This is a genomic window from Polynucleobacter sp. MWH-CaK5 (assembly GCF_018687615.1).
Classification (GTDB): domain Bacteria; phylum Pseudomonadota; class Gammaproteobacteria; order Burkholderiales; family Burkholderiaceae; genus Polynucleobacter.
This window is the reverse complement of record NZ_CP061299.1, coordinates 730337-755711: the sequence shown is the minus strand read 5'-3', so window position 1 is coordinate 755711 and position 25375 is coordinate 730337. Positions and strand designations below refer to the sequence as shown.

The 25375-nt window shown below is 44.7% G+C and carries 20 protein-coding genes, 3 tRNA genes and 1 other RNA gene; 9 read left to right on the top strand and 15 right to left on the bottom strand.

The genetic code is table 11. The annotated features are described in order from the left end of the window. Positions 1-9: 9 nt before the first annotated feature. The 4 genes from surE to dnaX are packed head-to-tail and all read right to left on the bottom strand — an operon-like array spanning position 10 to position 3494. On the bottom strand, positions 10-792 hold the full coding sequence (gene surE, locus GQ367_RS03905) for a 5'/3'-nucleotidase SurE (RefSeq protein WP_215291638.1): 783 nt from the start codon (positions 790-792) through the stop codon (positions 10-12). Between the two features lie 14 nt (positions 793-806). Next, on the bottom strand, positions 807-1433 hold the full coding sequence (gene recR / locus GQ367_RS03900) for a recombination mediator RecR (protein ID WP_215291636.1): 627 nt from the start codon (positions 1431-1433) through the stop codon (positions 807-809). A 21-nt stretch (positions 1434-1454) separates the two neighbouring features. Continuing rightward, positions 1455-1778, bottom strand: a complete 324-nt coding sequence (locus GQ367_RS03895) for a YbaB/EbfC family nucleoid-associated protein (RefSeq protein ID WP_215291634.1) — start codon at positions 1776-1778, stop codon at positions 1455-1457. Positions 1779-1817: 39 nt separating this feature from the next. Continuing rightward, positions 1818-3494, bottom strand: coding sequence for a DNA polymerase III subunit gamma/tau (gene dnaX / locus GQ367_RS03890; protein ID WP_215291632.1), 1677 nt, complete (start codon positions 3492-3494; stop codon positions 1818-1820). A 39-nt stretch (positions 3495-3533) separates the two neighbouring features. On the opposite strand from dnaX, the gene ffs reads away from it, so the two are divergent. Then, positions 3534-3631, top strand: an RNA gene (gene ffs, locus GQ367_RS03885) — signal recognition particle sRNA small type. Between the two features lie 76 nt (positions 3632-3707). Here ffs and GQ367_RS03880 read toward each other — a convergent pair. Together GQ367_RS03880 and GQ367_RS03875 are read right to left on the bottom strand one after the other, a co-directional pair. Continuing rightward, complete coding sequence (locus GQ367_RS03880; RefSeq protein WP_215291630.1) at positions 3708-7121, bottom strand: exodeoxyribonuclease V subunit beta; 3414 nt, start codon at positions 7119-7121, stop codon at positions 3708-3710. Then, entirely contained in the window at positions 7118-9946 is a 2829-nt protein-coding gene (locus tag GQ367_RS03875; RefSeq protein WP_215291622.1) for a PD-(D/E)XK nuclease family protein, read from the bottom strand. The genes GQ367_RS03880 and GQ367_RS03875 overlap by 4 nt, the downstream gene beginning before the upstream one ends. A 103-nt stretch (positions 9947-10049) precedes the next feature. Between GQ367_RS03875 and trxA the strand changes: the two genes are divergently transcribed. The 5 genes from trxA (at position 10050) to GQ367_RS03850 (ending at position 15438) form a co-directional block, all read left to right on the top strand. After that, a complete protein-coding gene (trxA, locus tag GQ367_RS03870; protein ID WP_089516562.1) occupies positions 10050-10376 on the top strand; it encodes a thioredoxin TrxA in 327 nt (108 codons plus the stop codon). A gap of 175 nt (positions 10377-10551) precedes the next feature. Continuing rightward, on the top strand, positions 10552-11814 hold the full coding sequence (gene rho / locus GQ367_RS03865) for a transcription termination factor Rho (RefSeq protein WP_215291620.1): 1263 nt from the start codon (positions 10552-10554) through the stop codon (positions 11812-11814). Positions 11815-11964: 150 nt separating this feature from the next. Next, the gene (locus tag GQ367_RS03860) at positions 11965-12231 is read left to right on the top strand and encodes a type B 50S ribosomal protein L31 (protein ID WP_089516560.1); all 267 of its coding nucleotides are present in this window, start codon (positions 11965-11967) and stop codon (positions 12229-12231) included. Between the two features lie 101 nt (positions 12232-12332). After that, positions 12333-14069: a glycosyltransferase family 39 protein gene (locus GQ367_RS03855; RefSeq protein WP_215291619.1), complete on the top strand. Its 1737-nt coding sequence runs from the start codon at positions 12333-12335 to the stop codon at positions 14067-14069. Beyond that, a complete protein-coding gene (locus GQ367_RS03850; RefSeq protein WP_215291617.1) occupies positions 14059-15438 on the top strand; it encodes an MATE family efflux transporter in 1380 nt (459 codons plus the stop codon). The genes GQ367_RS03855 and GQ367_RS03850 overlap by 11 nt, the downstream gene beginning before the upstream one ends. A 41-nt stretch (positions 15439-15479) precedes the next feature. Here GQ367_RS03850 and GQ367_RS03845 read toward each other — a convergent pair whose 3' ends face one another. Then, the gene (locus GQ367_RS03845) at positions 15480-15950 is read right to left on the bottom strand and encodes a glycine zipper family protein (protein ID WP_215291616.1); all 471 of its coding nucleotides are present in this window, start codon (positions 15948-15950) and stop codon (positions 15480-15482) included. Between the two features lie 173 nt (positions 15951-16123). Here GQ367_RS03845 and GQ367_RS03840 point away from each other — a divergent pair, with 173 nt between their 5' ends. Continuing rightward, positions 16124-16993: a transporter gene (locus tag GQ367_RS03840; protein ID WP_215291614.1), complete on the top strand. Its 870-nt coding sequence runs from the start codon at positions 16124-16126 to the stop codon at positions 16991-16993. Position 16994: 1 nt separating this feature from the next. Here GQ367_RS03840 and GQ367_RS03835 read toward each other — a convergent pair whose 3' ends face one another. Beyond that, the gene (locus tag GQ367_RS03835) at positions 16995-19010 is read right to left on the bottom strand and encodes an ABC-F family ATP-binding cassette domain-containing protein (protein ID WP_215291613.1); all 2016 of its coding nucleotides are present in this window, start codon (positions 19008-19010) and stop codon (positions 16995-16997) included. A gap of 270 nt (positions 19011-19280) precedes the next feature. Between GQ367_RS03835 and GQ367_RS03830 the strand changes: the two genes are divergently transcribed. Next, positions 19281-20660: a DEAD/DEAH box helicase gene (locus GQ367_RS03830; RefSeq protein ID WP_215291611.1), complete on the top strand. Its 1380-nt coding sequence runs from the start codon at positions 19281-19283 to the stop codon at positions 20658-20660. A 77-nt stretch (positions 20661-20737) separates the two neighbouring features. Here GQ367_RS03830 and GQ367_RS03825 read toward each other — a convergent pair. The 5 genes from GQ367_RS03825 to GQ367_RS03805 all read right to left on the bottom strand — a co-directional run bounded on the left by GQ367_RS03825 (position 20738) and on the right by GQ367_RS03805 (position 23737). Continuing rightward, positions 20738-20814, bottom strand: a tRNA-Asp gene (locus GQ367_RS03825). A 7-nt stretch (positions 20815-20821) separates the two neighbouring features. Further along, positions 20822-20897: transfer RNA gene (locus GQ367_RS03820), tRNA-Glu, on the bottom strand. A 56-nt stretch (positions 20898-20953) separates the two neighbouring features. Continuing rightward, positions 20954-21029: transfer RNA gene (locus GQ367_RS03815), tRNA-Ala, on the bottom strand. A gap of 50 nt (positions 21030-21079) precedes the next feature. Continuing rightward, the gene (gene gltX, locus GQ367_RS03810; RefSeq protein WP_215291609.1) at positions 21080-22489 is read right to left on the bottom strand and encodes a glutamate--tRNA ligase; all 1410 of its coding nucleotides are present in this window, start codon (positions 22487-22489) and stop codon (positions 21080-21082) included. A 27-nt stretch (positions 22490-22516) separates the two neighbouring features. Continuing rightward, complete coding sequence (locus GQ367_RS03805) at positions 22517-23737, bottom strand: YbfB/YjiJ family MFS transporter (RefSeq protein WP_215291607.1); 1221 nt, start codon at positions 23735-23737, stop codon at positions 22517-22519. A 36-nt stretch (positions 23738-23773) separates the two neighbouring features. Between GQ367_RS03805 and GQ367_RS03800 the strand changes: the two genes are divergently transcribed. Next, on the top strand, positions 23774-24754 hold the full coding sequence (locus tag GQ367_RS03800; protein WP_215291605.1) for an Hsp33 family molecular chaperone HslO: 981 nt from the start codon (positions 23774-23776) through the stop codon (positions 24752-24754). On the opposite strand, the gene GQ367_RS03795 is transcribed toward GQ367_RS03800, so the two are convergent. Together GQ367_RS03795 and GQ367_RS03790 are read right to left on the bottom strand one after the other, a co-directional pair. Then, positions 24751-25074, bottom strand: a complete 324-nt coding sequence (locus tag GQ367_RS03795) for a HigA family addiction module antitoxin (protein ID WP_215291603.1) — start codon at positions 25072-25074, stop codon at positions 24751-24753. The two genes, GQ367_RS03800 and GQ367_RS03795, sit on opposite strands and share 4 nt — an antisense overlap. Beyond that, the gene (locus GQ367_RS03790) at positions 25074-25352 is read right to left on the bottom strand and encodes a type II toxin-antitoxin system RelE/ParE family toxin (protein ID WP_215291601.1); all 279 of its coding nucleotides are present in this window, start codon (positions 25350-25352) and stop codon (positions 25074-25076) included. Before GQ367_RS03790 ends, GQ367_RS03795 begins: the two co-directional genes overlap by 1 nt. Between the last annotated feature and the right edge of the window lie 23 nt (positions 25353-25375).

Here is a 25375-nt window from a genome sequence, read left to right as displayed (position 1 = left end):
CCTATTAAATTAATTTTTTTGCCACTGAGACTGGATCATTTTTTCACGTGTTTGCAAATGGGATAAATCCAATTGCAAAGGAGTGATAGACACCTGCCCTTGATTGATTGCATGAAAGTCAGTTCCTTCGGTTGCATCTCGTGCATCACCAGGAGGTCCGATCCAATAAATAGGCTCACCACGCGGATTATTTTGCATGATGACATTTTGCGAATGATGTCTGTTACCTAATCTCGTCACTCTCCATGACTTGAGAGATTCATAAGGAAGATTTGGGATATTCACATTGAGTAAGGTAGGTTTTTGACCTGCAGCCAAACTTCCATCCACGGGAGAGCTGATCTGTTGCATCACGATGTCTCTGGCGATTTGAGCAGCATCATCAAGTCTTGCCCAACCTTTGGCTACTTGAGAAAAAGCTATCGCTGGAATACCAAACATCACTCCTTCAATGGCAGCAGCCACGGTGCCTGAATAAAGAACATCTTCACCCATGTTCTCACCTTGATTGATACCAGAAACCACCAAATCAGGTTTTGAATCTAGCAAACCAGTCAAAGCGATGTGCACGCAATCAGTTGGAGTGCCATTCACATACAAAAAATTATCTCTGTCACCACCAGCCATGCGATTGACCGTCAATGGTCGAGACAAAGTCAGAGAGTTAGATGCGCCACTGTGATTTTGCTCAGGAGCAATCACGGTGATCTTGCCTAACGGGCGAAGAACATTCACTAAGGCCAATAAACCTGGAGCCAGATAACCATCATCGTTTGCGATCAGAATGTGCATGAAATCCTAAGAAATTAACTGACTGAGCGACGATCCATCATCGCTCTTGCTAAGGTGCTGGCATCAACATACTCGAGCTCACCACCCACTGGAACACCTCTGGCAATTCTTGATACTTTGATGTTGCGCACCTTCATGATTTCACCAATATAGTGGGCAGTGGCCTCACCTTCACTGGTGAAGTTGGTTGCCAACACCACCTCCTTAACTGGCACAGGGCTTTTCTCAACGCGCTCAATCAATCGATCCAAATGAATTTCATTCGGACCCAAACCGTCTAATGGAGAAAGTCTGCCCATCAAGACAAAATACAGACCTTTGTAAGTCAAGGTTTGCTCAACCATCAATTGATCCGCGGGAGTTTCAACCACACACAAAATACTTGGGTCACGTCGCTCATCAGCGCAAGTGCTACAAATATTTAACTCTGAAAAAGTGTTACACGATGAACAATGCTGAATATGGTTGACCGCATCCAGCAAACTTTGGCCCAGTACCGCAGCACCATTGCGATCATGCTGCAGAAGATGAAAAGCCATTCGCTGCGCAGACTTCGGCCCGACACCTGGCAATGCTCTCAAAGCTTGCACCATTCGCTGCAAAGCATCTTGAGCTTGATCAGGTGATCTATTTTCTGACATTGTGACTATTCGCTAACAATCTCAAAACGGCAACTTAAAGCCTGGTGGCATTGGCATACCAGCCGTCGCACCAGACATCTTTTGACTTGATACCTGCTCAATTTGACGATAAGCATCTGCATAAGCAGTCACCAATAAGTCTTCAAGCATTTCTTTGTCATCCATGGCAGTGTCAGCAATCTCAACGCGCTTCAATGCGTGCTTACCTGTCATCGTTACTTTGACAGAGCCACCCGCGGCCTGACCAACAACTTCTAGAGCCTCAAGCTCTGCCTGAGCGCGCTTCATGTTTTCTTGCATCTGCTGAGCTTGCTTCATCAAGCCAGCGATATTACCTTTCATCATGCTTTATTTCTCCGAATGAATATTTGGTTTTATAAGTAATTATTGAATGGGACGAATGCTGCCAGGAACAACTGTGGCACCGAATTCAGCCTGAATCGTTTTGACAAAATCATCGTTGGCAATCGACTCTTCCGCACCCTCTTGTTTTTCTTGCTTGATCTTTGCCTCCACAGCTGCGATGGAATGATTTGCTTTACCTGTCTCAATCAAAATCGTGACAGATTTACCAAGGTGGTTAGATAAAGCTTCTTGCAAGCGCGAGACGTTCTCTTTACTCGCAAGCTGAGGCATGCCTACGATCACAGTTGCTTTGACTGTATCGCCCTGCTCATTCCAGCTTTGCAGTTCAGTTTGAAATGCCAACTGTTGCAACAAACCTCTCACCGGCAAAGCCTTCATCCATGATTGCCAATCTGGATCTTCTGAGTTGTAACTCACAGGAGATGATTTTGGAGCTGTTGATTGAGGTGCTGAGGCGACCGGAGCTACTGGTGCCACTGGTGCAGCTGTTGTAGCCATCTTAGGTGCTGCAGCTGCTTTGGCAGCGGAACTGATAGAAGTTCCACCTGCTCTTGGCGCTTGATTTGATTGACTAGATTTAACTGAACCCGAACCATCACCCGGTTTAAAAGCCAACATGCGCAAAAGTGCCATGGTGAAACCAGTTTGCTCATCGGGTGCCAAAGAAAGATCTGGACGGCTGGTGATAGCAATTTGGTAATACAACTGAATATCTTCTTTGCCAAACTGAGTGGCCAAACGTCTGACTTCTGATGCTTCAGGCCAATCATCTAAAACTGCTGATGGCACTGTTTGACCCACGGCAATCTTTTGTAACAAGGAAGCAAGGTCTTGGAGCGCCAAGGAGAAAGATAAGCTTCTGGCAGCCATTTCGTCTGCAATCGCAATCAATGAGGCGCCATCACCAGTTCTCAAAGCATCCAAAATTTGGATTAAATATGTTTCATCCAATGTACCCAACATGGCACGCACAGCAGATTCACTCACTGGTCCTGCAGCATAAGCAATTGCCTGATCAGTTAGAGATAAAGCATCACGCATCGAGCCTTGGGCTGCTTTGGCCAAAATGCGCAATGCACCAATGTCAGACTTAACTTGCTCAGACTCTAGAATTTTTTCTAAATGCTCAACAATTGAAGGCACTGGCATTTGTTTTAAATTGAATTGCAAGCAACGCGATAAAACTGTCACAGGAATCTTTTGTGGATCAGTGGTTGCCAAGATAAATTTAACGTGAGGCGGTGGCTCTTCCAGGGTTTTCAGCATTGCATTGAATGCATGACCCGTGAGCATGTGAACCTCGTCAATCATGTAGACCTTGAATCGGGCACTGCTTGGTGCATACATGGCTTTCTCAAGCAATTGAGCCATATCATCCACACCACGATTACTCGCCGCGTCCATTTCTATGTAATCGACATATCTTCCAGCATCAATTTCAGTACAAGCTGGGCACTTGCCACAAGGCTGTGAAGTCATTTGACCTTGACCATCCGCACCTGTGCAATTGAGGGCCTTGGCCAAAATACGAGAAATCGTTGTTTTACCAACCCCCCTAGTGCCCGTGAATAACCAGGCGTGGTGTAAGCGTTGCTGATCAAGGGCATGGGTCAAAGCTTTGACCACGTGTTCTTGGCCAACTAAGGTTGAAAAATCTCTTGGGCGCCACTTTCGGGCTAAAGCTAATGCAGTCATATTGTCATTCTACAAGTAGAAGGCAGTAGAATGTCAGAGGACGGGCCTCCTCGCATGGTGGCTTGGTAACCTGGTCAGGTCGGGAACGAAGCAGCCAAAGCCAAGTACTGCCAGTGCCGAGGGTCAGGCTCGTCCACCTACTAACTTGTTTAATCAAGGTTTTTAGGGGTTTTTCTGACAATTCCCAATCGATTGATTGTCTATTTGCCTGGTTCATTTAGCAGAACCCATCTCTAAAACATCTCCGTTTGCGCCCAATAAATAAGTTTTTATAGACTTATCCGACCTCAAACCAGCCACACACTTTCTATAAGTACTCATCTGAGCATCGTATTGAGTGAATAGCTCGCTTGCGGGGTCTGGAATAGAAAGTTTGTAATCCAAAATAATCAACTGGTCAGGTAACTCAATCAGTCGGTCAATCCTCAGCAATCTTCCATTTGAGTCAGCAACATCCAACTCCTCCCATGAAGCTTGAATTGCTGGATTAAAGAAAAAGTTCTTGGTTTTAGTTGAATTCAGAACATTCAAAGCACAGTGCCTTGCCTTCATTGCCAACTCGGCGCTGATATTGAGCCAAGCAGTGATTTCTTCTGCACTTGGCATTTCTGATGAATTGCGAATGCCAGTCCGCATGACATGTTCCATCACAGCATGGAAAGCCACACCTAAATCAATCATGCGTTGCTGATCAACGCTGACCAACTCTTCATCAAAACGGATACTTCTATTGGCTTCGCCGCGCCAAGAAACATTGAAATCAGCAAAGGACTGAAATGACTCAAAAGAGTGATTGATGTTAGCAGTTACCGGACTTATTTTTTGATCAAGAAGATTAATTTCTGACTCTAACGAATCAGGCATCAGATCAACCCCAGCTCTTGCTAAGCGGTCATACCAACTATTTTTGGCAATTGCGGCATCACCCTTTGGATCGCCTTTATTCGCAGCTCCAGATATATACACAGCCTCTTTTGCTCTAGTCAAAGCAACATAGAGAAGGTTCCAATTTTCGATTTGAGCAATTTGATCTTCTTGCTCTCTCAAAGATTCACGGGCTGGATCTTTGGGCTTTGCGGAAAATGTTGGGGAAATATGATCAGGCGCATCACTGCCCGGCAACCAGTTCATCAAGACACCCACATTATCTTTGCCAGACTTATTTGTGTTGGTGTTCATCAAGAAGACAAAGCGAGATTCGAGACCCTTGGCAGCATGAATGGTCAGAATTCTGACGCGCTTCTCAGATATCTCAGATTCTTCATCAACATCATCTTCGCCTGATGATTCGCCTTCATCCGGACTTTCTTCCTCAGCACCACGTTTGATTTTTTTCAACTCATTGATGAATCTAGACAAACTTGGGTAACGTCCACCATCCAGGTTGAGTGCCAGAGATAAGAATGCATCTAAGTTTGATAGCACTTGATCGCGCTGCAAGTTTGGTGCGGAGCTTGCATAACGCAAACGAATTTGTCCCTCAGCATAAATATGGTCGAGTAAATCATGAACAGGCAGTTTTTTAGACAACTCAGCCCAAGCTGAGATATCTAAATAAATCTGATGCTTTGGATTCTCAGGAGATGAAATCAATTGCCATAAAGAATGAATCTCTTGAGATTGCTTAGCTGTCAACAAAGCCAATAGCTCTTCATCAGTCAATCCATAGATGGGAGAACGCAACACTTGGGCCAGCGCCAGATCATCGCCAGGCGTGATCAAAACAGATAACAAGGCCACCATGTCTTCAGCTTCAAGGGTTCGCAACAATCCCCCTTGCCTTGGGCTATCGCATGGGATACCCATCGCCCTAAAGGCTCTTTCAATTTGCGCGAGATGAGTCCTTGATCTCAGCAAAATCAAAAAGTCTCCCCAATTAGCACTTTTCTGTTTTTTGATTTCTTGAATTAACTGAGCCACCTGCAAAGCTTCATCAAAACTTTGCTGCGCTTTTGTTTGTTTGGCAACATCAATAAACGGATGTTCAAGAGCATTTCTTGATTGATGTTGATTGATTTCTTGCGAACCAATCAAAGGTAAGCGCCAGACTTCACCTGGGCCATAACTATCTTTCGCGCCAGGATTTCGCTCTTGAGATTGAAATGGATAATTCTTTGGCACATCCGACAAAGCAAAAACATTATTCACTGCCTTGATCACTGCCGAACTATTGCGTCGGGTCTTATTAAAAGAATGGATCTTGGCCTTGAACTGTTTATGCAAGTAATTTTTAGCCTCACCGAATAAACGAACGTCTGCTCGTCTAAAACGATAGATTGATTGCTTAGGATCTCCGACCAAAAAGATGGATGGCCTGTTCTCTTCTTCACCATAGGCATTTAACCAAGACAGGAGAATCTGCCACTGCAATGGATTGGTGTCTTGAAACTCATCGACGAGCAAATGTTTGTACTTGGCGTCGAGTCTGGCTTGCAAATAATTAGCCACATCTGATTTGAGCATTAATTTTGCGGTGTAAGCCTCCAGATCAGAGAAGTCCTGAACCCGCATGATTTCTTTTTTTGCCTGATAGTGTCTCAACATGTCCACACCGATGGTGATCCACGCTTGATGAATTCGGTGAGCCCGGTGATCAGCCTCCCAGCAATAATGGTCGTACATGGCTTGCGCCCAGGTCTGCCGGGTGTTATTGATTTGCTGTTCTATGTTTTGAGCATCACTCAGTTGCTTGAGAGATTTTTTTACAGCCTCAGACGCCAACAACTTAGCCAGAGGTTCAAATTCAGCAGTCAAGAAAGCCGGTCTTAAAGCCGCAGCCACATCGTCTGCTGAAAAACCATGAGCTTGTTTCTTAAGCGCATCATCAATTGCATTGGCATACTTTTGATCATTCGATCCACCATTTTTTAAGTGGCTGGCCAAGCTCATCAAATTCATCAATGCTTGAGAATCATCCAACATGACTTTGAGTGGATCTTGAATTGCCAACCAATCAGAGCGATCACTGATGGCTTGCATTGGATTCGCGCCCTGCTTTTTACAATCCTCTAGATAACTCCACCACTCTGCTTTAACAGTTAAAAAACCTTTTGAGCCAATCAAGAGGTCATTGGCATTATTGGCTTTTAGTTCTTTCACAAGAAGCTCATAAGCAGCACGCACAGCGGTGTTGCTGTTTGATGGCAAATTTGTCCACCAATCCTCTAAACACTCGTCTTGTAGTCTTTTGAAATCGTCTCGAAGTTTCAAACCCTGAGGAACTCCAGAACCAAGGGGTGAGCCACGCAAAAGACTACTGAACCAACCATGGAAAGTTTCAACATTCAAAGGACGAGGGTCTGATAAAACTTCTTCAAACAATACTCTGGCTTTAGGCATGGCCAATCTGGCTTTTTCTGCCGATAATCCGCGAGCTAATAGCTCCCCAATGAGCTCTTCTTCTGGGCAATTAGCAAACTGCAAAAGAACCTGGTCCAAACGCCCACGCATTTCTTGAGCTGCTTTACGAGTGAATGTGATGGCAAGAATTTCACTGGGCTTTGCGCCAGCCAGCAATAATCGAATGATGCGCGATACCAGCAGCCATGTTTTGCCACTACCAGCGCAAGCTTCGACCACCACCGATTGATCGGGATCGCATGAATCAAGGATCAGTTGATCAATCATGACCACATTCCTTTGCGACAAATGCCCCGTGCCTGACAATACTGACAAATACTATCGGGTGCGCTTGCCGCCATTGGAGAACCTCCCCAAAGGGATTCAATATCAGCGATCATTTGCGCTGGAAGTTCTTTCATTTCGCTTTGCAAATCGTCAACCTCAACACGCGCATCATCTTCCTTCACAGAAATCCATGAGGCGGTGGTTGTGGGTTGAAGATTCACCATGTCATGTTCATTCACTGCTTTAGCGTAAATGACCAACTGAGGATCATCTTGGAGATTGTTTTTCTTTTTGGTGATTGAGTTCTTACTGCTGAATTTGTAGTCAATCACTTCAACGCCATTTTGCGGATGAATATCTAAACGATCAACAAACCCTGAAACACGTATTTCACCAAAACGAGTCTGCAAATCAAAGCCAACCTGCTTTTCACCATCATGGAACAACCATCCAGATTGCTCACGTTGAATGTGCCAATCAATCCATGATGGAATCAAAGTCTCCCACTCGATCCATGCAGCCAACCATCGCCCATCCACCTCAAGCAATGGTTTGAAATGTTTATGAGAGATGGCATACAAACGTTGCTTTAATAATTTGGTGCGCTCGTAAATGTTGTCTGTTTCAAGTACTTGAGTTTTTAAGCCATGATAAAAATCATACAAAGCAGCATGAAGTGTTTTCCCCACCAAACTCAAATCAACTTCGGCATCCAAGCCACTCCGCTCTCTGAGTCCCAACAATCTGGTCACGTAATAACGATAAGGACATTCTCTTAAAGCTCGATAAGCGCTTGGGCTGATGCTTGCTGGCTTGATAAAGTTATTAGGCAAACTTGGTTTTGGTTGGCTGATGGGCTTTGCCTCATAGGCTGTAGGCAGCACCTCAAGCTTGTCTTTTAATAGCTCCGCATGATTGACATAGAGTCTTTGCAGCCATGGCGATGGCTGCCTTGGTTCGCCAGTGGCGCCCACCGACTGCCAAATCATTCGCCAGTGTTGATGAGACATCATCAGCTGAGATAAATCCATCGCTTGCTGAATGAATTCAGCTTCTTGAGTTTTACAGCCCAATAATTTTTTGAGTTGTGCCGATAAAAACATCGGACTGTCTGATAGTGATGGCAACTGAGTGTCATCGCACCCCACCATGACCCAAGCATCAAATCGTCTCAAACGTGTAGCACTGAGCGGCAAGATGGTGACGCTGGCACTCTGCCGCGGATTGCTTTCAATATAACTGGCATCTTCCAGCATCGAACTTAACAAAGACAACCACTCCACCTGCTTCATGGGATGTTGATTCAAAAGCCTCATCGGAGATAGCGACGCCAATAGCTGCTGACCCGCAATGTCTTGAGATAGTGCCGCAGACATGCCTAAATCAAGTAAATCTTGTTCAAGGAGATCTAACCAAGCAAGGCAAGAGTTAGATGCAGATTGCCAGCGGTTGCTTTGGCTTTTAAGCTTGCGAATGATGCTGACCAAAGTATTTGTTTCATCGTTATCAGAATCTAGAGCCAAGATGAAACCAGACCAAGATCCTCTGACATCTGCTTCAATCAAGCGTTGCTCTAGGAAGCTCAAGCAATCAGAAGCTTGATCATGAACAATTCCAAACACCGACCAATCGATGTAAGGATTTTTCAGAAAATCCATTAACTCAACAGAAGAAGGACCAGGTGGATGACGAACCACATCCATCCAAGACATCACAGATGCAGCAGCTCTGGTGGTTGATAGCTTCCAACCAGTTTCATCATGCACTGATAAACCATCACCAAATCTTGCCAGTAACGCCCTCATACGACGAGCGACCAAACGATCCTGCGCTATCAATGCAATGTGCTGATGTCCATCTTGTAATAATTTCTCTATCGCGCCGGCGCCCTGCCAAGCAGCATCCTCAAAACCCTGAGCCTTGAAAATGCGGCGATCACGTTGGGAGGCCTGCTGGTCTGCATCAAAAAAGCCATCGCGATTCTTTTGAATCACTGCTTTTGGATCATCTACACCAGTTAAGCACTCTGGCCAAAGTGCCACATTTGAATAATCCAGCGAACAATGGTGGAACGCTGTTACTGATGCATGAGCTTGCCAAACTTGCTCAATTGCTTTTTCAAAACCAGGGCTGGCTTGTGCAGTTTGAATAAAGATAAGCGGAGAGTCATTAAGAGTATGTTGAGGATCACTCATTACTTGCTTGATTTGAGCAATTCTCAAGCCCATGGCTCGCCGCTGCCTCACCACAGGATCTTGTGCACTACTCAGATTCTCCCAAAACGCCAATACGATGCGCGCTTCAACTTCAACAATCTGTTTAGAGGCTCCTTGATATACCTCTGCAATGGCATGACTCAAAGCAGACTCAAGCACTTCATCAAAAACACTCAAGGTAGCGTCTGATAGCAAATCACAGACCTCAATGACTTTCTTAGCTAATGACCATTTAGAGGCATCGGAACTATCCATTAGCAAAGAACTTAACTGCGGTCTATCGCTTAAAGCTCGATACACCTCATACCAACGCTCTAAATCAGTTTTCTGAACACCTTCTGCTTTTAAACCAGGGGTTTCCTTTAACCATTGAGCCAGACCGAGCACTCTAGGCAAAAACACCAAATTTGAAGGCAATGCAGATGGTCGACGCTTTTCAAGAGCCTGTCTTAAGCTGTATGCAGGGCCTGATGTACTCAAAATCACCAATGGACTGCGCTGCTCTTCCTTGGTCACCGTCCAAACGAGATCAGCCAAGGTATTTAATACCTGGTCATCTGGGGTTAAAAGGTGGTGTTTGAAATAAGGCATTGAAGTAGAAGTATGCACAAAGAAGCACTTATTGATAATATATTGCTTGTTATTGGTGAATTATCAAAAAATGAGATTTACAACCAATCATAATTAAAACAATTAATACCAAAGGACTCTTATGAGTGACGCAATTAAATACGTGAGTGATGCATCTTTTGATCAAGATGTGATGAAATCTGATAAACCCGTTTTGCTCGACTTCTGGGCTGAATGGTGCGGTCCTTGCAAAATGATTGGCCCAATCCTTGAGGAAGTTGCCAAAGAGTATGGCGACAAGGTACAAATTGCAAAAATGAACGTTGATGAAAACCAAGGTATTCCAGCTCAATTTGGTATCCGCGGTATCCCAACTTTGATTTTGTTCAAAAATGGCACAGTAGCTGCTCAAAAGGTTGGCGCTTTGTCTAAGTCTCAGTTGACTGCATTTTTGGATAGCCATATCTAAATATTGATATCTGAGGAGCTCACCTAAAGAGCTCCTCATCCTGCTTGACCACTTTATTTGCTCTTTTTTTAATTTAGGGTGTAGAATTCCCCCAACAGCTGATAGAACGTCCTGTTCTAATCAAACATTCCAAAATCTTGTTCTTTCTTTGAGGCTTTAGCCTAACTCCACACACATGCATCTCACCGAACTTAAAGCACTACACGTATCTGCCCTTCTTGAAATGGCCACTGGCCTAGAAATTGAAAATACCCAACGCATGCGCAAGCAGGAGTTGATGTTTGCAATTCTTAAAAAACGTGCCAAAGGTGGCGAAACCATCTTCGGTGATGGCGTTTTAGAGGTTCTGCCTGATGGTTTTGGCTTCCTACGCTCTCCTGAAGCCTCTTACATGGCTTCTACAGATGACATTTATATCTCTCCAGCACAGATTCGCCGCTTTAACTTACATACCGGTGATGCTGTAGAGGGTGAAGTTAGAACACCCAAGGAAGGTGAACGTTACTTTGCTTTGGTCAAAGTAGACAAGATCAATGGCATTGTTCCTGAGGCGCTTAAGAACCGCATCATGTTCGAAAACTTAACCCCTCTTCACCCAGATCGTCCGATGCTTCTTGAGCGCGACATCAAGGCTGAAGAGAATCTAACTGGTCGAATCATTGACATGATTTCACCGATTGGTTTTGGTCAACGCGCCCTATTAGTAGCATCACCTAAGTCTGGTAAGACAGTGATGATGCAGCACATTGCTCACGCTATTTCAGCCAATCACCCTGATGCAGTGTTGATTGTTTTATTGGTCGACGAGCGTCCAGAAGAAGTGACTGAGATGCAACGCTCTGTTAAAGGTGAGGTTGTTGCCTCAACGTTTGATGAGCCAGCTGTGCGCCACGTACAAGTAGCAGAAATGGTGATTGAAAAAGCCAAGCGCTTGGTTGAAATGAAACGTGATGTGATCATCTTGTTGGACTCAATCACTCGTTTGGCCCGCGCTTACAACACGGTTGTGCCTTCATCAGGTAAGGTTTTATCGGGCGGTGTGGATGCGAATGCTCTACAAAGACCGAAGCGTTTCTTTGGTGCAGCCAGAAATATTGAAGAAGGTGGTTCTTTGACAATCATTGCAACAGCCTTGATTGAAACAGGCAGCCGTATGGACGACTTGATTTACGAGGAGTTCAAAGGTACTGGCAACATGGAAGTTCATTTGGAACGCCGTCTTGCAGAGCGCCGCGTTTACCCAGCGATCAACTTGAATAAGTCAGGCACTCGTCGTGAAGAGCTATTGATTAAGCCTGAAATTCTTCAGAAGATCTGGGTTCTACGTAAACTGATCTCAGACATGGATGACATTGAAGCGATGAACTTCATCGTGGATAAGCTCAAATCCACTAAAAATAACGCTGAATTCTTTGAATTGATGCGTCGCGGGGGCTAATTTCAGGTGAAAACTGGCTGAAAATGTGGTTTTCCAGTCAGTTTTGCCCAAAACAAGCCCATATCTAGTATTTTTTGCTACAATTCTCGTTTTAATTCAGGCAAGTACCCATTCTTCGATGGGCGGCTACCAGGCTAAAGGACTATTTAAATGAAACAAGGCATTCACCCAGATTACAAAGAAGTTGTTTTCCTAGACGTATCAAACAACTTCAGCTTCAAAACACGCTCTACTATCAACACTAAAGAAACAATCAAGTGGGAAGATGGTAAAGAGTATCCATTGGCTAAGATTGAGACTTCTTCAGAGTCACACCCTTTCTACACTGGCACTCAGAAGATCATGGATACAGCTGGTCGTGTTGAGAAATTCCGTCAGAAGTTTGGTACAAAAGCTACAGGCAAAACAACTGCCTAAGAATTTCAGCTTTACCAATGAAATCATAAAAGGCAGCTCACGCTGCCTTTTTTACATATAGGCTATTCATTTTTGTCTAATCAGGTCAAAATTTAAGCTCCATGAGATCCATCCGATTAACTGCTGCTGCCACATCAACATTGCCTCGCTTTGTTTTGGTGTTGATCACGGCTATTTACGGACTCTTGGGGATCTTTGGTCGAGACCCTTGGAAAAATGATGATGCCGCTGGTTTTGGGGCCATGTGGACCTTGGCCAATGGCTCATGGCTCGATTGGCTACTACCTCACATTGATGGCAGAACTGAGATCCTAGCTGGCCCACTGCCCTACTGGTTAGGTGCCAGCTTGATTGGCTTATTTGGTCCTGTGGTGGGGCCAACAAACGCCGCAGGTCTTTATTCGGCTGGATGTTTCTTCTTGAGCTGTACGGCTATCTGGCACGCTGCTTACTTATTAGGACGTCGTCCGGAAGTTCAACCAACTGCATTTGCTTTAGGTGGCCAACCGCAAGCAAGAGACTATGGCAGAACACTGGCTGACAGTGCTCTCATGATTTTCTTGGCCTGTATTGGTTTGGCATTGCGCGCTCACGAAACCACTCCAGCGCTTGCTCAACTATTAGGTGTATCAACTGTTTTATATGGCATGGTCCGCGGTTTAGATAAACCTCTGCAAGGTGGCTTATGGACAGGTCTTGGTTTAGCAGTCATTGCCCTATCGGCATCACTTTGGTTGTTTGTGTTGATTTTTATCGGCCTGATCATTTCTTTGATCGTATGCGAGGTCAAGCCTCACCCCAAATGGTTGGCCAGCACTTGGTTAATTGCATTATTAGGTATCAGCGTTTGGCCATTTCTATGGTGGATCTCAGACTTGACCACCGGTCAAATGCAAACTGCTTGGCAAGCTTGGTGGAGCAATGATGCAATGCAGATCGTTATTTCAGCTAAGTCATCGGGCTTTTTAGCCAGAAACTTACCGCTCTATGCCTGGCCTGTTTGGCCATTGGCATTGTGGAGTATTTGGTTTTGGCGCAAAGGTGCCAACAATCCATTGGGCGGCATTCGTAATCCTAATATGGCTTTACCACTTGGCATTGTGATCGCCGTATTGGTTTATCAAACACATTTGCAGGCTCTCAGCGAACAATCTTTGCTCTTGATCATTCCACCCTTGGTTATCTGGGCATGCTTCAGCCTTCCTATCATTAAGCGAAGCGTGATCAGCTTCATTGATTGGTTTGCCTTACTCACCTTCACATTGGTTGGTGCTTTTATTTGGGTCATGTGGTTTGCGATGACAACCAACTTGCCAGCAGGTCTAGCAAGAAACATTGCCAAGAAAGTCCCCGGCTTTGTTCCAGAATTTAGCTGGTTAGCATTGATTGCAGCCATCGCAGTAACCATTTTGTGGGTGAGCGTTGTTAAGTGGAGAACATCAAGAGCTCCAAAAGTAATTTGGCGTGCAGTGGTCATTTCTGCAGCTGGTACAACTTTAACCTGGGTATTGCTGATGACTCTTTGGCTACCCACCATCAACTATGCAAAAACATATCGTGATGTTGCACAACGTTTAATTCAAGTGGTGCCTTCGCAATCTGTTTGCATCAATTCAATGCATTTGGGTGATGGTCAATTGGCTTCATTTGTTTACTTCACAAAATTAAAGTTCAAAGATGATGTTCATTGCGATCTATGGATCAGCAATCAACCTGGCGAAGCACGCAAGACTGCTAAGAGACTGAACAAGAGCCTTGAACTGATTTGGGAAGATCGTCGCGTGAGTGATCGTTCTGAACGATTAAGACTGTACAAAGTACTGAGTCATGCTCAGTAATCTTAAGCGAGACATCCCCCGCCTACTTTCATTAGCTGGTCCACTATTGGTTGGCCAATTAGCTGTGATTGCCTTTGGCGTGATGGACACTGCCATGGTGGCAAGATACTCCACTGATGACCTTGCAGCCCTTGCAATGGCAGGCTCTATTTTTATCAGTATTTATGTGGGCTTGACTGGAGTTATTTCTGCCCTAGCACCGATTGCTGGTCAATTATTTGGTGCCAAACGTTTCCCTGAGATTGGTGAAGAAGTTAGGCAAGGATGGTGGCTATCCCTTGGCCTGAGCATCTTTGGCATGATGATTTTGATGAACCCTGGGGTATTTTTATCAATCGCCAATGCAAGCCCAGAAGTTGAAGCAAAAGCCATTTTGTATTTACAGATCGTTGCCTGGGGCTTACCAGCCAGTTTAGCCATGAGAGTGCTGGTGGCTTTTCATAATGCTATTTCTAAACCTGCAGTGGTCACTTGGTTACAAATCGGTGGTTTATTTTTAAAGATTCCTCTCAATGCTTGGCTAATTTACGGTGGCTTTGGCGTTGATGCCATGGGGGGTCCAGGTTGCGCTCTAGCAACTGTGATCATCAATTGGCTTTGGTTCTTGACGATGTTAGTCATCGTTTATCGAGGCAAGTTTTATCAAATTTTTGGTGTTTACAAACAGTTCAGCCGACCAGACATTCATAAGATTGGCACGCTCCTAAAGTTGGGCTTACCAATCGGTTTGAGCTATCTCATTGAAGTGACATCATTCGCTTTTATGGCGCTGTTCATTGCTAAATTAGGAACTGTGCCTTTGGCAGGCCATCAAATTGTGGCCAATCTAGGGACTGTTTTATACATGCTGCCTTTGTCATTATCTATTGCTACATCGACTTTAGTGGCACAGTCACTAGGTGCAGATAAACCAACTTTAGCAAAAGAGATTGGTTGGTCATCATTGGTCTTCACAACAACCTTGTGTGTTTTGGTTGGCTTGCTGGTTTGGATTTTTAGATATCCCTTGCTTGATTTATACGCCCCATCTGCAGATGTTCGATCAATGGCAATACCATTATTTTTATTCATTGCCTTTTATCAAATCTTTGATGCCTTACAAGTAACGTCCGCATTTATTTTGAGAGGCTATCGTGTGGCTTTTTGGCCAATGTGGATCTACGCTCTCTCACTTTGGGGTGTTGGACTTGGCGGTGGATATATTTTAGGTTTTAACTTGAGTGGCAATGTGCCAGAGATACTTCAGGGCGCTCAAGGATTTTGGTTTGCCAACAGTTTAAGTTTGGCTATTGCAGCCACCTTCTTGATCATTTTATTCAAGAGAACTGCCAAGAGATTTGAGAGAGAGCATCCTCCAGTGGAGGCTTAACCCTCTCTCAATTGATTCATCAAATAAACATTGATGAGAACTTATTTTTTAGGTGCGGCTTCAACAGGCTTTTGAATAGAGTAGCCTGGCACTTGATGACCTTTTGAATACATGCACTGTTGGTAAGCGATGTCATAACGACGTTGCACCTCTTTGGCTGACTCATTACCGCCAGTAGCACCCATTGCTGCACCACCCAATAAACCAACGGCAGCACCAGTACCCACATTTCGAGCACTTCCGCCATCAGCCATCGCACCTGCTACAGCACCAACTGCAGCGCCAATGATGGCTGTTTTTGCCGTATTTTTAGCAGCGATCTCATCGGCGGTTGTGTTCAGTGAATTTTGAGCATATGTGCGGCACTCTTGATCATCTTTTTGGAAGATCTCAAAGGGCTTACCAGGCGCTGGCATGATGACCAAGCTTGGACCAACTGGTGTCGATGCGCAACCAACCAATGTGGCGGCCATCAAAGCAATCAAGCTAATTTTTTTAAAATCACGATGCATATCAATCCTTTATCAAACCAACGACGCACATACCGGCGTTAACAGTGTCATCATAAACGATGCCTCTCTTCCTTTAACGATTGATCAGCAAATAGGATGACATCGCAGTTGACATCGTTTATGTCAGTTACAAAAAAGTATAGAATGTGCCATCTCAAAAATTTACATTCAAAATGCATCAATTAGCTAAGAAATCAAAGGCCATTGCACTTGCCACATTCGCCGTGGCTTCTGGTTTTTCTATGTCTTCTTGGGCAATCGATCTTCAACCTGGTGATGCCACTGCACCACCTCCTGGTTTGCGCAGCGTTCAACTGTCTTATTTGAATGCTGAACGAGTTGGTGCTAGTAACGCAAGAATCGATCAAAATCAGGTGCAATTTCGTTATACCCAAGCTTTTGAAGTCAATAAGCAACCTGCCTTGTTCTATCTTCACACAGGCACTGGCAGAAATGATCCATCTGGGGCCTATGCTTCTCTTCCTGCTGATAACGGCATGATTGACACCACTCTGGTTTTTGCCTACTGGCCCTATGTTGATAGAGCATCTAAGACCTATGTGGGAGTTGCGGGATATTTGATCACACCAACTGGTAGTTATTCGAGTGGTCGAGACATCAATATGGGCGAGAATCGTTATCGATGGGCAGGTCAAATTGCCTATCAAACCAGAATCGCTCCCGACTTAGATTGGATGAGTGCGTTTGATACATTGTGGTTCGGAAAAAATGATGCGGGTCGCCTATCAAACACAGTTGGCACTTTGGAGCAAAAAGCTTTATATAGCGCACAAACAGGTTTTCTTTACCACTTGAACAAGCAATATAGTTTTGCTGCTGCTTATTTCTATTCTGAAGGCGGAGAAACTATTTTTAATGGCGGAGCTCGAAATAACTCTATCAAATCACATCGCTATCAACTCAGCGCTATCAGAAACTCATCTATTGGCCGCTTCACCTTGCAATATGGTCAAGACATTGACAACAATGCAGCACTTGAAGATAAGCACCGCATCTTTTTAAGATACACCAAGTTTTTCTAATTTAAGATACTTGAGATTCAATGGCTTCTATCTCAGAAGTCCATCCCAGCCATTTTTCTTCAAGCGCAGTTAACTCATCGTTGATCACTTTGAGCTTCTTACCAATATCCGCAATTTCTTGCGGAGACACTGGCTCTAATAACTTTGACTCTAATTGAGTCTTCTCTGCTTGAAGCTGCGCCATTGATTTTTCAGCTTGATCAATTTGCTTTTTCAAAGGCTTGGTGCGGGCATTGATCTCTTGGCGTTTGGCAGATTCTAATTTTCTTTGCTCACTGGTTTGAACCACTGGTTTTTTTACTGGCTCCACGGCAATATTGACAGCCGGCTTAGCAACTTCAGAAACACTCGCAGAGACACCCCCAGAAATAACTTTAGCCTCTTCTACCTTGGCTTCTTCTCTCAGTCTCTTAGACTCTTCAAGCAAGTAGCGTTGGTAATCATCCAAGTCACCATCAAATGGCTTGATTTCTCCACGACCCACCAACCAAAACTCATCACAAACGGCTCTCAGCAAGGCGCGATCATGGCTGACTAACATCACAGTGCCTTCAAACTCATTCAAGGCCATTGATAAAGCTTCACGGGTTGCAAGATCCAAGTGATTGGTTGGCTCGTCTAGCAAAAGTAAATTAGGTCGCTGCCAAACAATCATCGCCAAAACCAAGCGAGCCTTCTCACCACCGCTCATGGTTCCGACTGCTTGCTTGACCATATCACCAGCAAAGTTAAACGTGCCTAAGAAGTTACGCAAATCTTGCTCACGACCAGATTCAGCAGCATTTGGACCCAAGTCTTTGGCTAAGCGAATCATGTGCTCTAAAGGATTGTCATCAGACCTTAAAACATCTAACTCTTGCTGAGCAAAGTAACCAATGTTCAAACCCTTGCCCTCAGTCACTGTGCCTGCAAGTTGAGGCATGGTTCTGGCAATGGTTTTAACCAAGGTCGATTTACCTTGGCCGTTTGCCCCCAAGATACCAATCCTTTGACCAGCTAAGACTGATTTATTGACATCTTTGATGATGACTTTATTAAAACCATCAACCTGATAACCAAAGCTTGCATCGCTGATGGCCAACATAGGGTTCGGTAAATTTTGTGGTTCTTTGAATTCAAAAGTGAACTCAGCATCAGCCAACACAGGAGCAATTTTCTCCATGCGCTCAAGAGCTTTGACTCTACTCTGCGCTTGCTTGGCTTTACTCGCTTTGGCTTTAAAGCGTGTGATGAACTTTTGTAGGTGGGCAATTTTTTCTTGTTGCTTTGAGAAGGATGCTTGTTGCAACTCTAATTGTTGAGCACGCATGAGTTCGAACGAACTGTAATTGCCACCGTAACGATTCAATTTGGCATGCTCAATATGCAAGGTAACATTGGTCACGGCATCCAAAAATTCTCTATCATGAGAAATCACAATCATGGTACCGGCATAGCGCTTCAACCATGCTTCCAACCACACCAAAGCATCTAAGTCCAAGTGATTGGTTGGCTCATCAAGCAACAATAAATCCGATGGGCACATCAATGCACGTGCTAATTGCAAACGCATGCGCCAACCACCAGAAAAACTGTTCACTGGCTGATCAAGTTCACTGACCTTAAAACCCAAACCAAGAATCAGTGCCTGCGCCCTGGATGTTGCGTCATGTTCACCAGCATCTGCCAAGTCAACGTGAGCATGCGCCATGGCCATACCATCTTCTGCTAATTCTGCAGCTTCTAGCGCTTGTCTTAATTCAATCAGGCGAGTGTCGCCAGCAATCACGAACTCAGTGGCAGACTCTTCAGTTTCTGGCATGTTTTGAGCCACTTGGGCCATGCGCCATACTTTAGGAATAGAAAAGTCACCGCCATCTTCATGCAAGGTGCCATTCAATAATGCAAACAAAGTTGATTTACCAGCGCCATTACGCCCGACCAAACCAACCTTCTCCCCCGGATTGAGCGTGACCGTTGCTTTATCAAGCAATAATTTAGCGCCACGACGCAGGGATACATTGTTTAAGGTGATCATTTTTCAGCAGTCATACCAGCTACTGCTGGGTTGTTAATTGATAATTTCATGGTTCACCAGAAATAATCGGTGAATATCCAAGGAATGCGCTATTTTAACTGATGAGATCGCCCCAAAGTGAAGATAAATAGGACATTCAAGGCGCAATGAACTAAAATAGCATCAGTAAGCATTCATAACTGCGCTCTACATTTCTTCTTAAGCAGTTCATTCATTGACCTTCCAAAAATTACTTTTTGCTGAGCACAGGTCATCACTCTATTGGTACCTATGCAATTCAAAGATCTTGGTTTATCTGAACTTATCCTTAAAGCAATTAACGAACATGGCTATACAACGCCAACCCCTATTCAAGCTCAATCAATCCCAGCCATTCTCAATGGTGGAGATTTATTAGCAGCTGCTCAAACTGGCACTGGTAAAACTGCAGGCTTCACGCTACCAGTATTACAGCGCCTCTTAACTTCTCCTGTGAATCAAACCAGCCGTCGCCGACAAGTGCGTGGCTTGATACTGACTCCAACTCGTGAACTTGCTGCGCAAGTACATGCCTCTGTTCAAACTTATGGCAAATACACGCAGCTCAAATCAGCGGTTATTTTTGGTGGCGTTGGAGCAAATCCACAAATTAAATCTATTCAAGCTGGCTTAGATATTTTGGTGGCAACACCAGGACGTCTTTTAGACCTGATGGGTCAAGGCGCGATTTCTTTACAGCACGTAGAGATATTAATTCTTGATGAAGCCGACAGAATGTTGGATATGGGATTCTTACGAGATATCAAGAAAATCCTTGCTGCACTTCCTAAGCAACGTCAAAACTTATTGTTTTCTGCCACCTTCTCTACAGAGATCAAAGCGCTTGCTAATGATTTATTGAACTCTCCTTCATTGATTGAAGTAGCAAGAAGCAACAGCACCAATGAAGCCATCACACAATTAATGCACCCAGTGGATCGTGGCAACAAACACCCACTGCTAGCGCATCTCATCAAGTCCAATGACTGGAAGCAAGTTTTGGTTTTCACGCGCACCAAGCATGGCGCTAATAAATTGGTTCTGCAATTAGAAAGTAATGGCATCAGTGCCATGGCAATCCACGGCAATAAGAGTCAAACCGCAAGAACCAAAGCATTGGCAGACTTTAAAGCTGGCAAGATCATCACTTTGGTAGCAACCGACATTGCTGCGCGAGGCATTGATATTGACCAATTGCCCCACGTGGTCAATTACGACTTACCGAATGTGCCTGAAGATTATGTTCACCGCATTGGTCGAACTGGCAGAGCTGGTTCTAATGGTGTTGCTGTGTCACTCGTCTGTGTTGATGAGCACGATATGCTGAAAGACATTGAGCGCTTGATCAAACAAAGTTTGCCAAGAGAAGTTGTTCCTGGTTTTGAACCAGACCCTAACGCAGTGGCTCAACCTATCCAATTACGAAGTCAGCAAGCCCAGCAAAAATCTGGTCAAGCAAGACATGGGCAAGCCAGACACAATGCTGCTTCACCAAGAGGTGCCAATCAAACCAAGCGCAGCGGTCAGGTGAAGCCATCAGATTCAACCATCACTGCCCCGAAGAAAACTCATCGCAAGATGAACACTCAAAAACCAGGTCAATTTGCCAGAAGAAGTAGCAGTAGCAAGTAATTGATTTGAGTAGTGCAAAAAGTTAAAAGGCGAAAGAAATAAAAAAAGCCCTTGTTTAAAAACAAGGGCTTTTTTGTTGGCGGAGCGGACGGGACTCGAACCCGCGACCCCCGGCGTGACAGGCCGGTATTCTAACCAACTGAACTACCGCTCCAAAAACTTGGCGTCCCCACGGGGATTCGAACCCCGGTACCCACCGTGAAAGGGTGGTGTCCTAGGCCTCTAGACGATGGGGACCCTGGACTTACGGTACTGCAATTTCACTACTTCACTACATTTCGATCTAAGCTTACTGGTGGAGCTAAGCGGGATCGAACCGCTGACCTCTTGCATGCCATGCAAGCGCTCTCCCAGCTGAGCTATAGCCCCTTAATTAGATGATCTTAAAAAAGTAAGCTCAAGCAATCAAGACCGTAATTCTAGCCTATTTTTATCCCGCTTTGCAAGCGCTGTTTTGTTTCTTCTATACCAATCAAAGAGATAACTGCATCAATGGCTGGAGTTTGGGTCGTGGCAAACATGGCATAACGCACTGGCATGGCCAAAGCTGGCATTTTTAGGCCATGTTTGGCCAAAACAGCTTTAAAAGCGCCTGAAACAGCTGCTTTTGAGCCATCCCCAGCTTCTAGCTCAGCAATCAGATCACTGATGACCGGATGGACAGATTCAGGGATATTGGCTTGTCGATCAGCTGCGGAATGATTAGGCCTGTCCATATAGAACAATCTAGCGCCTTCAGCCAGCTCAATCAGGGTATTTGCCCGATCTTTGAGGATGTTAACCACCCCCACAAAATCAGGGCCAACATCAGTTTTAATGCCCAATTTTTCAACAAACGGCAATGCACGCTTGGCCAAATCAGCCGCATCAGCTTGCTGAATGTACTGATGATTTAACCAAAGTAATTTTTCAGGATTGTGTTGGGCTGGCGATTTACCCAAATGATCCAAATCAAACCATTCAACGAACTGTTCTTTGGTGAATACCTCTGCATCTCCATGAGACCAACCAAGGCGTGCCAAATAATTAAGAACAGCTTCTGGCATATAACCATCACGCTCGTAATCACGCACGCTCATAGCGCCATTACGTTTACTCATTTTCTCGCCTTGATCGTTTAACACGGTTGGCAAGTGAGCATAAATTGGCAATGATCCGCCAAGTGCTTGAAGAATGTTAATTTGTCTTGGGGTGTTGTTAACGTGATCATCACCACGAATCACATGAGTGATCTTCATATCTAAGTCATCAACAACCACGCAGAAGTTATAAGTAGGCGTGCCATCAGGACGGGCAATGACCAAATCATCTAACTCATCATTACTGATCTCAATACGACCCTTGACCGCATCCTCCCACACAACGCTGCCACCGATGGGGTTTTTAAAGCGAATCACTGGCTTGATATCTGCTGGCGGTGTTGGCAGTTGCTTGCCAGCATCAGGACGCCAAAAACCGTTATAGCGTGGCTTCTCTTTATTGGCCATTTGCTGCTCACGCAAGGCATTGAGCTCTTCCTCACTCATGTAGCAAGGGTAAGCCAAACCATCTTTGAGCATTTGCGCAATGACTTCGCGATAGCGATCCATGCGTTGCATTTGATAGATCGGGCCTTCATCAATATCAAGACCCAACCAACTCATGCCTTCGATGATCACATCAACAGCTTCTTGGCTTGAACGTTCTTGATCGGTATCTTCAATACGCAATATGAAGTCGCCTTTCATCTTGCGAGCAAAAGCCCACGGATACAAAGCGCTTCGAAGGTTACCTAGGTGAATAAAGCCAGTTGGGCTTGGTGCAAATCGTGTTCTAACTGTCATAAACATGATTATCTCATTGGCGAGATAAAAGGCTTATTTTTCAGCAGAATTGCTTAATGGCTTCTGCCTTGTGGCGATCAAACCACCAAGAAGCAAAGCCAAGCCAGAGAAAAGCAATCCTCGCGCTAAACCACCCTGCCCATCAGAAATCCAACCCGCGATGGTTGGGCCAATGATTTGGCCAGCGGCAAAGATACTGGTGAAGGCGGTGATGCCTCCAACCCAGTCAGAAGCTGGCATATTGTGTTTCACAAAGGCTGTGGTCGATGCAACCGCAGAAAGAAAAACTGCCCCGAACAAAACGCCTGATCCAAAGATGCTCAATAAGATCAAATTACTCAAAGGAATGTCATAGATTGCAATCAATGCAGGAATCAAACTGGCTATACCAAGAAGCGTGTTCAAAATAGCCAAAGATTGGCCGCCTTTGAAGCGATCCAACATCTGCGCCCATAAACGAGAAGATGCCATGACAGAAAATCCCAAGATGGCATAAAAGATATTGAGCGTTGAGCTACTCAAACCCAATTGCTTGAGCAATGCGACCACAAAAGTCATATAACCAATATAGCCCACGCCAAACATAAAATAGCCCATCAATGCTGGTACATACGACTTAAGAGGCGTTCCAGAATCTCCACTTGGCTTTGGCGGAATGGCCGGGATTGAGCTGATTGGTTTAACCAATATCAAAGTAAATATCAGACACAAGATACCCAAGGCATACCAAGATAACTGCCAAGAGTGATCCCAAGATATTTTTACGCCCCAATCATTAAAGAACGGGAGGATCACGCTGGATAAGACAATACCAAGTCCAGGCCCTGCGTAGAAGATACCCAACATCAAACCTGATTTATTAGCGTGAATGGTGCCCAATTGAGAAATCAGCACGCCTCCTGCGACAAAGATCCAGGCACTAGCAATGCCCGCAATCACACGATAGATAAAAAGCAAGCTGGTTTGATCTGTGCAGCCAGAAAGAAACAAAAAGACACCCGTGATGATTGCTGAGGATATGAAGAAGTGATGCACCGACATGCGCCTCATCATGGCTGGAGAACTGAGGGCTCCAATGAAGTAACCCAAGGCATTGGCCGTGTTCATGGTGCCAGCGACCAAGTAAGACCAGTCCAAATCTTCTCTCATAACAGGCAATAGAAGCCCATAAGAGAAGCGCGCCAATCCCAAAGCAATGGCAGAGCCCAAGGCAAGGGATAAAGCGGTTAAAAATGGATGTTTATTTGAAAACACAGTGCGTCATTTCATAAAGTTTCTACAATATACGTTATGACAGATAAATACTCCCCAGATTCTCTCCAAGTCTTTGTTTTTGATGGTGCGCCTGTGCGCGGCGAAATCGTCAATATCAGAGATTCTTGGCAAGCCATTTTGGCCCGCAAAGACTACCCACCCGCCGTTAAAAAGCTTTTGGGTGACTTGGTGGCTGCTGGCGTACTTTTGTGCGGAACTCTTAAGTTCAATGGCAGCATGATCATTCAAGCTCAGGGGAATGGCGCAGTTCGTTTATTGGTTTTAGAGTGCAATGAACATTTGGTGATTCGAGCAACCGCGAAGTTGAATGAGGACATTGATCTATCCAGTCTTCCCGATGATGCCAATTTGTCAGATTTGATTAATCCCGATGGTCAAGGTCGATTGGTGATCACATTAGATCCCGCTGATCGCAAACCAGGTCAAAACCCCTACCAAGGCATCGTAGCTTTGAGTGACGATGGAGAGCCAGTCAAAAGCATTGCCCAAGCGATCACTTTGTACATGCGAGACTCTGAGCAGTTAGAGACCCGCTTGTGGTTAGCCAGCGACGAAGAGTCCTGTGGGGGCTTATTGCTACAGAGATTGCCTAATATGGGTGGCCAACTAAAGATGGATGACGAGATGGCTGCTGAAGGTTGGTCCAGACTACAGATGCTCTCAGACACAGTCACCAATGAAGAACTCTTGAGTCTTGAACCCAAGGTATTGATGAATCGCTTGTACCTTGATGAGTCAGCCCATCATGGAGTGAGAAGTTTTGATGAAAGACCGATTAAGTTTGGATGCCGCTGCTCTCGCATCAAGGTCGCCGACATGCTCAAAATGCTTGGCGAAGAAGAAGTGAACAGCATTCTTTTAGAAAAAGATGCGGTTGAAACCAATTGTGATTTCTGTGGTCAGATTTATATTTTTGATGCTGTTGATTGCAAACAGATCTTTGCCAGCCCGACGATTGTTGATGCAGTAAAACAAGCTCCAAGCTCAAAGCATTAGGCTACAAGTAGCATTTGCTTTAAGGGTCTGGGTGCTGTTTTAGGATTCTTCTTAAACTTTTGCGCAACCATCCATAAATCTAAAGCTTCCTGCATGCGAAGCCACATTTCTGGGCTTCCACCAACAACTGCTGATATTCGCATTGCCATTTCAGGGCTGATACCTCGCTTTTCATTGAGGATCTCCGATACTGTCAGGCGACTTACCCTCAAATAACTAGCGAAAGAAGCCTGAGTGATACCCAGCTCAGGCATGACATCTTCCCGCAAAACAGCTCCCGGGTGAGTTGGCTTACGAGATGGATTTCTAATGCTCTTCATTAATGATAATCCTCTAAATTAACGTTAAATGGGCCATTCACATCAAATTTAAATGTGATTCTCCAATTACCTGAAACACTAACCGAATAGACACCCTTTTTTGTTCCTTTGAGCGCATGGAATCTAAAACCAATCACATTCATATCTTCAGGTAGCAATGCAGCATCTAAGCTATCCAATAAACGAGAAATCTTTCCTGAGTAAGCGGCGGGGATACCTCTCAACGACCCATTAACAAAAAATAGACGTAGGCCACCATGCTTAAAAGATTGAATCATTTATTTTGATAATTTATATTGTA